General features: G+C 52.9%; 12 protein-coding genes. 2 read left to right on the top strand and 10 right to left on the bottom strand.

Translation table 11 applies throughout. The features are described 5' to 3' along the window. Positions 1-101 precede the first annotated feature (101 nt). From JNE38_RS08995 to JNE38_RS08975, 5 genes are all read right to left on the bottom strand, one after another. Complete coding sequence (locus JNE38_RS08995; RefSeq protein ID WP_203356242.1) at positions 102-458, bottom strand: DUF1294 domain-containing protein; 357 nt, start codon at positions 456-458, stop codon at positions 102-104. A gap of 2 nt (positions 459-460) precedes the next feature. Continuing rightward, positions 461-1,078 carry a DedA family protein gene (locus JNE38_RS08990; protein ID WP_203356241.1) on the bottom strand — a complete coding sequence of 206 codons (618 nt, stop codon included), beginning with the start codon at positions 1,076-1,078 and terminating at the stop codon, positions 461-463. Between the two features lie 168 nt (positions 1,079-1,246). Further along, on the bottom strand, positions 1,247-1,909 hold the full coding sequence (locus tag JNE38_RS08985; protein WP_203356240.1) for a DNA alkylation repair protein: 663 nt from the start codon (positions 1,907-1,909) through the stop codon (positions 1,247-1,249). Positions 1,910-1,937: 28 nt separating this feature from the next. Further along, complete coding sequence (locus JNE38_RS08980) at positions 1,938-3,716, bottom strand: B12-binding domain-containing radical SAM protein (RefSeq protein WP_203356239.1); 1,779 nt, start codon at positions 3,714-3,716, stop codon at positions 1,938-1,940. Positions 3,717-3,907: 191 nt separating this feature from the next. Then, positions 3,908-4,414 (bottom strand): MogA/MoaB family molybdenum cofactor biosynthesis protein, encoded by a 507-nt coding sequence (locus tag JNE38_RS08975; RefSeq protein WP_203356238.1) that lies wholly within the window; start codon positions 4,412-4,414, stop codon positions 3,908-3,910. 153 nt (positions 4,415-4,567) lie between these two features. On the opposite strand from JNE38_RS08975, the gene JNE38_RS08970 reads away from it, so the two are divergent. Both JNE38_RS08970 and JNE38_RS08965 read left to right on the top strand, forming a co-directional pair. Further along, a complete protein-coding gene (locus JNE38_RS08970) occupies positions 4,568-6,010 on the top strand; it encodes an aminotransferase-like domain-containing protein (protein ID WP_203356237.1) in 1,443 nt (480 codons plus the stop codon). A 123-nt stretch (positions 6,011-6,133) separates the two neighbouring features. Continuing rightward, the gene (locus JNE38_RS08965; protein WP_203356236.1) at positions 6,134-7,480 is read left to right on the top strand and encodes a TrkH family potassium uptake protein; all 1,347 of its coding nucleotides are present in this window, start codon (positions 6,134-6,136) and stop codon (positions 7,478-7,480) included. Positions 7,481-7,571: 91 nt separating this feature from the next. Here JNE38_RS08965 and JNE38_RS08960 read toward each other — a convergent pair whose 3' ends face one another. The 5 genes from JNE38_RS08960 to ilvN form a co-directional block, all read right to left on the bottom strand. Then, positions 7,572-8,984 carry a sodium:solute symporter family protein gene (locus JNE38_RS08960; protein ID WP_203356235.1) on the bottom strand — a complete coding sequence of 471 codons (1,413 nt, stop codon included), beginning with the start codon at positions 8,982-8,984 and terminating at the stop codon, positions 7,572-7,574. Between the two features lie 165 nt (positions 8,985-9,149). Then, complete coding sequence (leuB, locus tag JNE38_RS08955; protein ID WP_203357473.1) at positions 9,150-10,244, bottom strand: 3-isopropylmalate dehydrogenase; 1,095 nt, start codon at positions 10,242-10,244, stop codon at positions 9,150-9,152. 76 nt (positions 10,245-10,320) lie between these two features. Continuing rightward, positions 10,321-11,856 carry a 2-isopropylmalate synthase gene (locus JNE38_RS08950; protein WP_203356234.1) on the bottom strand — a complete coding sequence of 512 codons (1,536 nt, stop codon included), beginning with the start codon at positions 11,854-11,856 and terminating at the stop codon, positions 10,321-10,323. Between the two features lie 57 nt (positions 11,857-11,913). Next, the gene (gene ilvC / locus JNE38_RS08945) at positions 11,914-12,936 is read right to left on the bottom strand and encodes a ketol-acid reductoisomerase (protein WP_203356233.1); all 1,023 of its coding nucleotides are present in this window, start codon (positions 12,934-12,936) and stop codon (positions 11,914-11,916) included. Positions 12,937-12,993: 57 nt separating this feature from the next. After that, complete coding sequence (gene ilvN, locus JNE38_RS08940; protein ID WP_203356232.1) at positions 12,994-13,500, bottom strand: acetolactate synthase small subunit; 507 nt, start codon at positions 13,498-13,500, stop codon at positions 12,994-12,996.

The raw sequence follows: 13,500 nt of genomic DNA, 5'->3' as shown, positions 1-13,500 counted from the left end.
TGTGCCCAAGAAAGGAAATGAAAACCCACTTTTTGCGCAAACAAAAACGGATCCGACAACCGTCGAATCCGCCATGTGTGCTTCTATGTACTTTTTTACCCCTACCTCATCACTTGCAAAAGCAGGAACAGTTGCAAGATACAGAAAACAGGGACGACAATCATGAAAGAAACATGCTTGGTTTTGTGGCGATGGCCAAGCATCCCTGCCAAGGCACCGATCCCTCCGCCAAGGATTGCCATGATCAAAAGGCTCGCCTCCGGAATCCGAAAGCCCCGTTTAGGAGCCAGGCGCTTATCTGCTGCCATCAAAGCATAAGCGTATCCGTTCAAGAGCAGACCGCCTGCCCCCGCCATCCACAGCACAGGGGTGGCAAAGCCCACGAGCATCAGAGCCCACCCCAGGACGAGGATCAGATTTCGATTGCGCTTGTGAGTAACCAACTGTCGATGAAACATGTTCAATCTCCTTTTGCCCGATACGCTCGATTGCTGAGCATATACTTGCGAACTACCACCCCGACGGCGATCACCACGACAAGGATGAGCAAGGTGTAAAAGCCGTAATGTCTGATCATGCCCACGATCGCTTCGACGTGGTTGCCGAAAACATACCCCAGCAGGTAAAATGCGATGGTCCACACCAGACCGATCGGATAGGACAGAAGGGCGTAACGGCGATAAGTCATGCCGCCCATTGCCACCAGGTACGGCACCACATGGCGCACGACCGGAAACAGGTAGCTGATGCACAAGGCGGATGTTCCGTACTTGCTCAGCAGCTCCGTAGATCGCTCGACGGCATGGCGCATCTTCTCGCTCTTTGATAGCCACTGTAAAATGGGCTTGCCAAAGTATTTTCCAAGTAAAAATCCTATCGTCAATCCAGAGGCCACACCCAGATATCCCGCCAAAAAGGAATACACCGGGTTCAAGAGGCCAATCGAGACCAGAAATCCTCCCGTCGCTACGACAAGCTCGTCAGGAATTGGCAATCCTACGATCCCCAGCCAAAGCAGAAAGAAAATGGCCAGATAACCGTATTGCTCTATGATTGACATCAGCAGGTTGATTTCCATGAGCAAATTCCCCTATCCTCGCCACATTGCGGCTGTTTCTAGGATTGCATTGCAAAGGCTTTGCTGCGCTTTTGCGACTTCTATCTAATACGTTCCAATGTGTCAAAAAGGTACTTGTCTATTTTGCAATAGATGCCTTCTTTTTATCAAGCGAAACAAAGATGCCCGCTAGAAATGCTTGAGCGCTTCCCTGCGGCTGAGACCGGCGAGCGGGGTCATCTCGACGAAATGACGCACCGCTTCCGGATTGGTCTTGGCATACTCCCTTAATGACCAGCCTATTGCTTTTTGAATGAAAAATTCCTTGGAGGCTGCGCAAAAACGAATGTTTTTGAACAACAGCTCTTCGTCCGTCTTTTCCTTATAGGATAGCTGAAAAAGGAGTGTCGTTCGCTGAAGCCAAAGGTTCGCCCCTTCCAGCCAGCGTTCGTTGTTGTCGCCAATCAAGGCAGGATTGAGTCGAAAGAGCGTACCCACCATATGCGATGCCAAATAATCGACCGTATCCCACCAGGATTTCCCTGTGATCAGCTCTTCGGCGAGTCCCACATGTTCCGCAGCAAACCGTTTTTTCACCTTTTCCAGCAAATCAAGCGCCACGTACTGATATTCTCGCTCAGGCAGCGCCCACAGCTCGCGGACTACGGTTTCCCAATTCTCCGGTATCCCCTGCTCGCGATAAAGCCGCTTGCTGAGCTCTCTTCGCAAAGGGGTTTTGACCCCCAGAAACGGAAACTGATTCTTCATGTACGCTTCCATCGGTCCTGCTGCCTCCTGATTGGCACGGTTGGCAAAAAGCAGAACCGCCGCTTCCGTAAATGATTGGGCCATGCCCCTCCCCCTTTGCCCTTGAGAAGACCTAGGCGCTGGCGATAGACAGCTGGTCTACGATCGTATAGTCGTTTTTCTCGCCTTCCTTGTACGGATAGTAGACGACCAGCGTATAATCGCCCTCTTTGACTTCTCCTGTTTTGAGCCACGTCTCGATATCAAAGCTCACTTTTGCCGTAAGCGTATGCTTGAAGTAATCCTTTTCTACGGAAGCATGGCGGGCAAAGTCTTCGCGAAGCTGCTCCCGCTGCTCGTAGACGGCAGCAAATGTGTCCTGCATTTCCTGTTTGTCCATGACATCCTCCCACCAGAGCTTGCGCGGACGGTGCTTCTGATTATGCAGGAAATCGAACTTCATCAGGCTCATGACATGCTCCATCTTCTCGATGTTCTGCGTACGCAAAAAGCTCTCCAGACGCGTGAACAAATCCTCCAGCTGATGGCCGATCCGGCTCCATCCCTGGCTCTCCCAGTAGTCACCAAAGGATTGGAAGAAGTCAAACGGCGATTCAAACACCCGCTCCAGCATCCATTCCAGCGTATGGTCCATTCGATGAGCGTTCCAATACTTCTCGAGCACATCCTCGACCCGCTTGATTTTTTGCATGTCGCCAAAGGAAAGGACATTGTTCCCCAGGATTTCATAAGGAGCTTCGTCCATGTACACGTAGCCATGATCAGCCGCACGCGCACGCACGCCAGTCCCGCGCAGCATTTTCAAAAATCCGAGCTGCAGCTCTTCGGGACGCAGGGCGAATACATCATTGAATGTCTTGCGGAAGGATTGGTAGTCTTCTTCAGGAAGACCCGCGATCAAGTCCAGGTGCTGATCGATCTTGCCCGAATCTTTGATCTGTGTCACCGTACGAGACAGTCGGTCAAATCGCTGAATCCGCTGAACGAGCCGGTTCGTCTCATCGTTGGTAGACTGCACACCGATTTCAAAACGGAAAATTCCCGGCGGCGCATTTTCTGTCAGGAAATCCAGGACATCTGCACGCAAAATATCTGCCGTAATTTCGAATTGGAAGACGGTACCATTGTGATTATCGATCAAAAACTGAAAGATTTCCAGCGCGTACTTTTTATTGATATTGAACGTCCGGTCAACAAACTTAATCGTCTTCACGCCATGCTGGATCAAGCGGAGCAAATCTTCCTTGACCCGCTCCAGACTGAAGTAGCGAACGCCGTCTTCAATGGAGGACAGGCAATATTGGCACTTGAACGGGCAGCCTCTGGACGCCTCGAAGTAAACCACCCGGTTGTTCAGCTCATCCAAGTGATGCTGGTACGGGGATGGAATCGAATCCATCTCCTCGATCTGTCCGCGCGGCATCGAGAACCGCACATATTCGCCGTCCCGATAGGCAATTCCCGCTACCTCGCGCAGGCGAGGCGGCTGCTTGGTCTCGAGGGCCTCCCGATAAGCCTCAAGCAGCTCCAGGAAGGTTTGCTCCCCTTCTCCAATCGCGATGACGTCGATTTCCGGATGCTTTTTCATCCAATGGTCGGCATCGTAAGTCACTTCCGGCCCGCCTAAAATGACTGGCACGTCCGGGCATACTTTTTTCAAGTTGCGAATCACATCCAACGTTTCGCGGATATTCCAGATATAACAGGAAAAAGCCACGACATCCGGCTTTCGCTTGTAAATGTCGGCTACAATATTTAACGTGATGTCATTGATCGTATATTCGACAAGCTCAATGGCCGGAAAGGACGGCTCGGCGTAGCTGCGCAAATAGCGCAAGGCCAATGACGAGTGGATGAATTTGGCATTCAGGGTGGACAACAATATATTCATGTTTGTTTCTACTCTCCTTGCACAATCCGGCAACAGAACGACTCGCATTGCGGGTCTTCGAGTATGCCAGTCATATTCCTTTCGTAACAGTACCATAAGCGGACAGAATACGGCAAATCCAGTCCAGCTCATCCTCGCCGTTCCATGGAAAAGGGCAACCCGCTTTTCACGCCGAGTCGCCCCTTCTTGCGTCATCGATTCAGTTCGCGTACGACATGCCCCAGCTCGGGGACGATCAGCTTGTTCATCGCCAATCGGACGGCCCCTGTGGAACCCGGTGTCGAAAAGATCATTTTGCCCTGGCGTGTACCCGCTATCGCGCGGCTCAGCATCGCTGCCGAACCGATATCTTCCGTGTAGCTCAGCATGCGAAACAGCTCGCCGAATCCTGGCATCTCTTTATCCAGCAATCCTGACACCGCTTCAAAGGTATTGTCGCGAGGAGAGATACCCGTCCCGCCGTTCAGCAAAATGACTTGAACCTGTGGATGCGCGATTCCGTTCTCGATCGCAGCGATCACTTCGGCAGGCTCGTCCCGCACAATTTGATACAGCGCTGTGGTATGTCCCGCTTCTTCCAGCAATTGCTTCATCAGCTGGCCGCTTTTATCTGTCTCTTCCGTTCGCGTATCGGATACGGTTATTACCATGCACGTCACTTGCCTGGGCGACAAGGCTTTATGTTCCATCGTGCTCATGAAAGATCAGCTCCCCTCCGTATTCTCACTCCTGTCATGATACCACGCCCCTCTTTCATGCGGGAGATTTTTGATTGACCTATACCGACAAATCCTTCTTTCCGATATAATGCTCATGACTGCTATTTTTGACAGACAAGGAGGCGCAGCCGGATGGCAAACCGCCCTTTTTTCGCTTTTCACTTCCATAAGCAATCTCATACCCCTATGTACATACAACTCGCAGAACAGCTGCAAACGGCTATTTTACGGGGCGCTTTCCTCGTAGACGGACAACAGCTCATTTCTCTGCGCGACATGAAAACGGTCAGCGGCTGCTCGCTGGAAACCGTAAAAAAAGCGTACGATCACTTGGCCGAAGAAGGCTGGCTGGAGGCTGTGCACGGCAAAGGCTATTATTTGACCACGCGAGCCAAAGAAGCCCGTCTGGAAAATCGGCTGCCCCTTACCGATATTCCTATTGCCTCACTGGCTGACTCTTCTCCCCGCCCCGGCGAAGAGCTCGTCAAGCGATTGCGCGGCGCCTTTTACGACAGTCTGACCGTGCTGGACGAACCTTCTGCCCAAAAGAAAGTTCGCCGCGGGCATGCCGCCAAAGTATTTGCGGATCATTTGAGCCGACGCGGTCTTCCTCATTCACCGGAACGCATTCTGTCTTTCAATCGAAGCACCAGCGGCTTTGCCTTTTTAGCGCAGCGTGTCATGAATCCGCGGGACGTCGTCTACGTCGAAGAGTACAGCTATCCCGTCTTTTTGCGTTTGTTGAGCCAGTGCGGGATCACCGTGCGCCCGATCCGAATGGACGAGGAAGGAATCTCCATACAGGCCCTCGACGCAGAGCAGGAGCATTACCCAGCCAACTGGCTGCTGATCAACCCGCACTACCAGTTCCCTACGGGGATCAGCTACTCCCACGAGCGCAAGCAGCAACTGCTGGCGTGGGCAGAGCAAAAGAACGTTCAGCTGGTGGAGAACGACCACTACGGTGACCTTTGGTTTTCCGAACCCAGCTCCCCCCTGTACCAGATGGCGATGGATGCCAATCGCTCCGTGCAGGTCTACTACCTGCATTCCTTATCCAAGACACTGGCGAGAGATTTGCAGCTGGGGGTTCTCATGCTGCCTGCCGATCTCACCGAGGAGGAGCTGGAGCGCTATCGGCAGATCGTATCCATGACAGGTGCCGAGCCTTCTTTGCTAGTCGTAGAAGCTGCTGTACGGCTGCTGGACGATCCCTGGTTTTCGGAAGTGTACCTGTCTGATCGACGCTCTCTGTTTCAATCACGGTATGATTCCTTGTGGAAGGAACAGCATCACGCTCTTCCTGCCCATGCCCGCATGTATCCCATATCGGGTGGTTTAAACACCTGGATCGAGTGGGGAACCCCTACTTCCAAAGCGACGGAGAGTGAAGATCGCGTCGTGGCGATGCTGCTGGAAGAAGGGCTGGAATTGACCCCTGGTCATGCCTTCCGCGTCGCAGATGAACCAGCGGATACGGTTCGCCGTCCAGCCGTACGCTTCCCTCTAGCCCCTATGGAAGAGAGGGAGCTGAAGCATTGGCTGCATCGTTTGGGGGCTGCTTTGATCAGGTAAACCGCTCCACATTTTCCATTTTATCCACTTCGCCCAAGCCTACTACTTGCAGGTGTTCCTGCCATACTATAAAAGAAGAAATACTTGTTTCTTACCCTAATCGAAAAGTCGAGGTCCGCCTATATGATCCGCAAATTCGTGGAGAAATTTCATCTCGATCCGCCAAAGACCCTGGTTCTTGGCTTTGCATTGATTATCATGATCGGGACCATTCTATTGACCCTCCCTGCCTCCACAGTAAACGGCATGGGGCTGCCATGGCTCGATGCCTTGTTTACCGCGACGTCCGCCACATGCGTGACCGGTCTGGTCGTCGTGGATACGGGGAGCACTTTCACCCTGTTCGGTCAGCTGGTGATTCTATCCCTCATCCAGATTGGCGGTCTGGGGTTCATGACATTCGCGACTTTCTTCGCGTTGATCATGCGGAAAAAGATTTCGCTGCGGGAGCGACTTATTCTGCAGGAGTCACTCAATCAGATGACGATTGAAGGAGTCGTGCGTCTGGCCAAAATGATCTTGATTTTTACGGCGTTGGCGGAATTGCTCGGAGGTATTTTGCTATCCATCCGCTTTGCATTCGATTTTCCACTGGGTACAGCCATTTACTACGGTTTCTTCCATTCCATTTCGAACTTCAATAACGCTGGATTTGACTTGATGGGGGATTTCGCCAGTCTGACGAGATATGTGGATGACCCGGTCGTCACACTTGTCGTTTGCGCACTCATCATCATCGGCGGGATCGGCTTTATGGTTGTCAGCGAAGTCTACGATTATCGCCATACACACCGTCTGTCCTTACATACCAAGGTGGTATTATCGACGACAGCCCTGCTGGTGATCGTGGGGACGGTTCTGATCTTCTTTCTGGAGTATACCAATCCCAAGACGCTTCAGCCGTTATCGATGATGGGCAAGATCCTCGGATCACTGTATCAATCGGTGACACCTCGAACGGCAGGCTCAAACACGCTCAGCATCGGTGATATGCATCAGTCTACCTTGTTCTTGATCATCCTTCTCATGTTTATCGGTGCCTCTCCCGGATCGACAGGTGGCGGGATCAAGACCACGACGTTCGCCACGCTGGTCGGAGCAGTGATCGCGCAGATCAAAGGGAAAGAAGACGTTATTTTCTTCCGTCAACGCATTCTTCCACACATGATCTACAAGTCGCTGACCGTCACCATGGTCGGACTATTCATCGTCATGGCCATTACCATGGCGCTCTCCATTACAGAGCCAGGCGCCCCATTTGAGATGATCCTGTTCGAAGTCACCTCTGCCTTTGCCACAACGGGGTTGTCGATGGGACTGACGCCGGAGCTGTCATCCGTCGGGAAGTTTTTGATCGCGCTCACGATGTTCGCTGGCAGGGTAGGTCCTCTGACCATCGCGTTTGCACTCGCTCAGCGCAAACAAAAGGAATACTACCGCTACCCGAAAGGAAAAATCACGATCGGGTGACTAGAAAACATCATTTGCATACCTATCTGTACAAAAAATCCCCGTCTCTTCCTCTTTCAACAGGAAGAACGGGGATTTTTCTATTTCTGGTCTACCGGGAATGAGTCTGCTGCAACGCCAATTCGCGACGGACTTCACGTTTCCATTGCAGCCAGCCTGCGAGCAGAGCCAGCGCACTCCATATGCCGCTCACTACGATCGGGTCCATTTCAGTAATCGGCAGCAGCCACCAGGTCCAGATCAACGAAAAGAGAGGAGCCCCCCAAACGGCAGCCACTGCCCACTTGGGATGAATCGGATGGATATGGAACAAATAAAACACGACAGGGAAAAAGATCGTAACCCCTCTGAGGGTCATGGACAAAAACGCCCAGTGCAAAATTTTCGCTTGGTCATCCCAGCAAACGATGATGTAGGAGATGGCGATCGTGGCCAAAATCAAGAATCGAGATACGGCCATTTTGCGTCTGTCTTCGCGAAACCGTGCGGTATATCGCTGAATGAGATCTTTGTTCAAAATCGTGGCAATGCTGAGCGTCAACGCCGCGCCCGTCATAACGACCGACAGCAGGATGATCGCGTACGCTGCCCCCGCCACCCCGTCAGGCGCAACCTGCAGGAAAAACTGCGGAATTGCTTCGCGCGGAGTCAGCTCTGGATGCGCATCATACATGAACATGCCGATCCACGCACTGACCAGGCCGACCAGAACGATAATGCCCCCTGCGATAACAGCCCCGCTGCGAGCCTCTCGTGCCGAACGACCGGCAAAGATCGGCTGCAGGTAAGCCTGCGTCGAGAAAATGCCCACGACCATCGAGGCCCCTTGCGCCCAGCCCATTTTTGCCTCCGGTACGACCAGATTCATCCTGCCTTCCTGCCACCACCTAGCGAATGTGCCCGCATCCATCGTCCCCCATAACCAAGCTCCTGTACCGAACAAGAGCACGATCAGCATGACGGTCTTGAACGTCCCCACAAGGCTAGCACCCATAAAGCCTCCCGCCCATACATAGGCGATGATCAAGAGAGAGGGAATCAGTGCCAAGACCGGTAAGGAGGACTGCCAAAATACCGAAACAAACGGGAGCGCGGCGAGGATTTGCGCGATCACCTGGATGAACATCCCCAGCGATAAAAACAAGCTGCTTCCCAATTGTGCGCGTGCACCGTACTGCAAGCCGATGAGCTCTGGCAGCGTCTCGACCTGAAGCTGGCGAAAACGGCTGGCCGACAATCCGAGCAGGATCACTGCCACTCCGCCCCCCAGTGTAAACCAGAGGGAAGCCAGACCGTATGAAAAAGCGAGCTCACCCGTACCGACGATCGATGTCCCTCCGACAAATCCGCCTACCAGCGCCCCTGCTACCATGCCAGACGTCAGAGATCCGCTCGCATTGGTGAAATCGCTCGTCTTTTTGACCCGCCGTTTGGCTGCGATCCCTGCGGCCACCGTGAGTAATAGGATAAAGCTAAAGCAGATCAAAAACGGTATGGAAGCCACCTGTGTTCCCTCCAAAGAAGCTGACAATTATGAGTTCATTAGTAGCTATCGTATACTATAACACTGCGTTCATTTATTGTTTCCTTTTTTGGCTTCCCCTGCTATGTCACACCACCAACGAAAAACCCTGCCGTATTACCCGAAGGATACGGCAGGGCTGCTTGCTTATTTTTGAACCAGTGTTTTGGCGAGCTCGTCGCGGACCAGTTGGCCCATCTCGACAGTACCGATCGCCTTGCTGCGGTCGGTAGCGATGTCGCCAGTGCGATGGCCCGCTTCCAGGACAGCCCACACGGCATTCTCCACAGCAGCTGCTGCCTCGTCCATGCCGAGAGACAGACGGAGCATCATCGCAACAGACAGAATGGTTGCCAGTGGGTTGGCGATGCCTTTGCCTGCGATGTCAGGTGCGGAACCGTGAACCGGTTCATACAGACCGAAGCTGCCGGCAGCCAGACTCGCAGAGGACAGCATGCCGATGGAGCCCGTGAGCATCGCTGCCTGATCACTCAGGATGTCGCCGAACATATTCTCAGTCACGATGACATCAAATTGCTTGGGAGCACGCACGAGCTGCATCGCGCAAGAGTCTACCAGCTGGTGAGACAGCTCTACGTCTGGATAATCCGCTGCTACGCGCTCTGCTACCTTGCGCCAGAGGCGGGAGCTTTCCAAAACGTTGGCCTTGTCGACGGAAACGAGGCGCTTTTGGCGCTTGCGAGCAATATCAAAGCCGACGCGAATGATTCGCTCGATTTCCGCTTCATTGTAAATGCACTGATCTTCCGCTACTTCTCCGTTCGGTCCATCGTAGCGTTTTTTCTCTCCAAAGTAGATTCCACCCGTCAGCTCACGAACGACGATCAAGTCTACGCCGGACACGACCTCTGGCTTAAGCGAGGAAGCGTCTACGAGAGAGCTGTGCATGGTAGCTGGACGAATGTTTGCGAACAGACCCAGCGCTTTGCGGATTCCGAGGAGTCCTGTCTCCGGACGCAAATGTCCGGGATTTTGATCCCATTTCGGTCCACCTACAGCACCCAGCAAGACGGCATCTGCTTGCTTCGTCAGCTTTACGGTTTCTTCTGGCAGTGGCGTGCCATCGGTATCGATAGCGATACCGCCGATGCGACCTTCTTCACAAACGAACGTGACCCCTTCCCGTTCTCCGACGAGAGTGAGGACTTTGACCGCTTCCTGCATGATTTCCGGTCCGATACCGTCACCAGGCAGAACGGCAATGCGATACTCTTTTTTCATCATCTATCCCGCTTTTCTATACTGTAATGGTTTCCGTTCTCTACTGGCTTCCCTCATCCTACCCGATGATGGAAAATTAGCCTATGCCTACCGGTACGGCTTCACCGCGGCGCTCCAGAATCTTGTTGATGGCGCGTACATACGCGATCGCACTCGCTTCCAGAACGTCTGTGCTGACACCTCGTCCCGTCACCGTCAGATCACCTTGCTGCAGGCGGACAAACACCTCACCCAGCGCATCTTTTCCCTGTGTAACGGAAAGGATTTTGTAGTCCACCAGCGTCACGTCTTCGCCCGTCGCACGATCAATGGCTTTGTAGATCGAATCGACGGAACCATTCCCGATCGCTGCTTCCTCCACTGCAGAGCCATCTGCACGAAGCAGTCGTACGCTCGCTGTCGGCACGGAGATGTTTCCGTAAGAGAGCTGAACAGATTCCAGCTGGAATGCTTCCTGGCCTTTTACCATTTTGGTATCGACCAGCGCGAGAATGTCGTCGTCGCTGATTTCCTTTTTCTTGTCGCACAGTACCTTGAAAGCAGCGAACGCTGTGTTCACTTCTTCCTGCTCCAGATGGTAGCCGAGCTCGATCAGCTTCTCCTTGAACGCATGGCGGCCGGAGTGTTTGCCGAGCACCAGTTTGTTTGATTTGAAGCCTACCGACTCTGGACGGATGATCTCGTATGTGGTGACTTCCTTCAGCACCCCATCCTGGTGAATGCCGGATTCGTGAGCGAATGCATTCGCACCCACGACTGCCTTGTTCCCCGGAACGATCATCCCCGTCAGACGGCTCACCAACTGGCTGGTACGAGCGATTTCTTTCAGCGTCAGGTTGGTCGTCGCCTGGTAGTAATCCTTGCGGGTCTCCAAAGCGAGCGCCACTTCTTCCAGTGCAGCATTACCCGCACGTTCGCCAATTCCGTTGATGGTCCCCTCGACTTGTGTCGCGCCAGCCTCTACTGCAGCCAAGCTGTTGGCCACCGCCATTCCCAGGTCGTCATGGCAGTGGCAGCTCAGGCGAATGCCCTCGGCAGCCGGAACCATTCTTCTGAGATCGCTGAAAATCTGTCCATACTGGATGGGCGTCATGTACCCGACCGTGTCCGGAATGTTGACCGTAGTCGCACCAGCCTTGATGACCGCTTCGACAACCTGCGCCAAGAAATCGATCTCGGTACGCGCCGCATCTTCAGCAGAAAATTGCACTTCCGAAAAGTACTTTTTCGCGTATGTCACAGCTTCCACCGCGCGCTCCAGCACTTGCTCCTTACTCATGTTCAGCTTGTACTGCCGATGGATCGGTGATGTTGCTAAAAAGACGTGGAGGGATGCGTTTTGCGCGTTGCGAAGCGCTTCGTAAGCCTTATCCATGTCGTCTTTCACGGCACGCGCCAAGCTTACGATAGTGGAGTTTTTCACCCGCTTCGCCACTTCGGCCACAGACTTTTGGTCACCAGGGGAGGCGGCAGCAAAGCCCGCCTCGATCCTCGTCACGCCCAACTTTTCTAGTTGAAGGGCAATCTCCACCTTTTCGTTCGTGCTAATGTTGACTCCTGGAGACTGCTCCCCATCTCGCAGAGTTGTGTCAAAAATCTCAATGGTCCGCATGAACTTTTCACCTCCACATTTTTTTCCTACATTATATATTGTCTGCGAATCGGCCAATTATTGGCCGACTTTTACTTCTTCTTTTTTCGTTTCTTTATTCAACCAAGACATCATGCCGCGCAGCTGCTCACCCACTACTTCGATGCCATGCTCTGCTTCCAGACGACGGCGGGAAGTGAAGCCAGGGCGATTTGCTTGGTTTTCCAAGATCCAGTTGCGAGCAAAGGTACCATCTTGGATTTCAGCCAGAACTTTTTTCATTTCTTTGCGAGTCTCATCTGTGATGATGCGACGGCCTGTGCTGTAGTCACCGTATTCAGCCGTGTCGGAGATGGAGTAGCGCATGCGAGCCAGACCGCCTTCGTACATCAAGTCAACGATCAGCTTCAGCTCATGCAGGCACTCGAAGTAGGCGATTTCCGGAGCGTATCCAGCTTCTACCAATGTGTCGAAACCAGCTTTTACGAGTTCGCTTGCGCCACCGCAGAGAACAGCTTGCTCACCGAACAGGTCAGTCTCGGTCTCTTCACGGAAGCTAGTTTCGATAACACCTGCTTTGGTGCAGCCGATCCCGCTGGAGTATGCCAGAGCGAGGTCTTTCGCATTGCCGGTAGCATCTTGGTAGATGGCGATCAGGCCAGGTACGCCAAAGCCTTCTTGGTATACGCGGCGAACCAGGTGACCTGGGCTTTTTGGAGCGGACATGATAACGTCTACGTCAGCTGGCGGTACGATTTGCGCGTAGTGAATGTTGAAACCGTGGGAGAAGCAGAGAGCTGCGCCGGATTTCAGGTTTGGAGCTACCTCGTCGCGGTATACTTGTGCTTGACGCTCATCTGGCATCAGGATTTGTACCACGTCAGCGCGTTTGGTTGCTTCTGCCACTGTCAGTACTTCAAAGCCGTCTTTCACCGCTACATCCCAAGACTTCCCTGGGCGCAGACCTACTACCACTTTATAACCGCTGTCGCGCAGGTTTTGTGCTTGCGCATGTCCTTGGCTGCCATAACCGATGATTGCGATTGTTTTACCGCGCAGTACCTCTTGTTTTACGTCTGCTTCATAATACATTTTTACCATTTGTGTAGCCTCCCTAAAATAATGTTTAGTTTGAATTTTTATTCTGAATTTTGCAATTTAAACCGTTGCTGCGGCTGTTGCTGGAACAATACTGCGGGCCATCGCTACCGAGCCCGTTCTCGTCAATTCGAGAACCCCATAGTTTTGCAGCAAAACGAGCAGGGCATCAATTTTTTCGGTGTCACCCGTTACCTGCACGATCAGAGAGGTAGGTCCCACATCTACGATCGCTGCACGGAAAGGTTCGACAATCCCATTCAGTTCAGCCAATTGGCTAGGTGAAGCGCTGACCTTGATCAGAGCCAGCTCGCGTGACACGTAAGAATTGGCACTGAGGTTGGTGACAGAGATGACATCGATCAGCTTGTTCAGCTGTTTCATCAGTTGATCAATCTGTCGGTCATCCCCTCCGGTCGTGATGATCATCCGGGACAGCCCCGCTTCTTCTGTACCCCCGACCGTGATGCTGTCGATGTTGAACGCGCGTTGTCCAAACAAGGTGGATACGCGAGTCAATACCCCGGGGTAGTCGTTCACGAGTACGGCAAGCGTCTGTTGCTGCAT

The sequence above is a fragment of the Brevibacillus choshinensis genome (genome assembly GCF_016811915.1).
GTDB lineage: Bacteria > Bacillota > Bacilli > Brevibacillales > Brevibacillaceae > Brevibacillus > Brevibacillus choshinensis_A.
The sequence above is the reverse complement of the archived record's forward strand: the minus strand, read 5'-3'. Positions and strand labels throughout refer to the sequence as shown.

Bases quoted from the DNA above. Each gene is read 5' to 3' on its own strand.
- JNE38_RS08995 (WP_203356242.1), bottom strand. From the start codon at position 458: ATGTTTCATCGACAGTTGGTTACTCACAAGCGCAATCGAAATCTGATC.
- JNE38_RS08990 (WP_203356241.1), bottom strand. From the start codon at position 1,078: ATGGAAATCAACCTGCTGATGTCAATCATAGAGCAATACGGTTATCTG.
- JNE38_RS08985 (WP_203356240.1), bottom strand. From the start codon at position 1,909: ATGGCCCAATCATTTACGGAAGCGGCGGTTCTGCTTTTTGCCAACCGT.
- JNE38_RS08980 (WP_203356239.1), bottom strand. From the start codon at position 3,716: ATGAATATATTGTTGTCCACCCTGAATGCCAAATTCATCCACTCGTCA.
- JNE38_RS08975 (WP_203356238.1), bottom strand. From the start codon at position 4,414: ATGAGCACGATGGAACATAAAGCCTTGTCGCCCAGGCAAGTGACGTGC.
- JNE38_RS08970 (WP_203356237.1), top strand. From the start codon at position 4,568: ATGGCAAACCGCCCTTTTTTCGCTTTTCACTTCCATAAGCAATCTCAT.
- JNE38_RS08965 (WP_203356236.1), top strand. From the start codon at position 6,134: ATGATCCGCAAATTCGTGGAGAAATTTCATCTCGATCCGCCAAAGACC.
- leuB (WP_203357473.1), bottom strand. From the start codon at position 10,244: ATGAAAAAAGAGTATCGCATTGCCGTTCTGCCTGGTGACGGTATCGGA.
- JNE38_RS08950 (WP_203356234.1), bottom strand. From the start codon at position 11,856: ATGCGGACCATTGAGATTTTTGACACAACTCTGCGAGATGGGGAGCAG.
- ilvC (WP_203356233.1), bottom strand. From the start codon at position 12,936: ATGGTAAAAATGTATTATGAAGCAGACGTAAAACAAGAGGTACTGCGC.
- ilvN (WP_203356232.1), bottom strand. From the start codon at position 13,500: ATGCAGCAACAGACGCTTGCCGTACTCGTGAACGACTACCCCGGGGTA.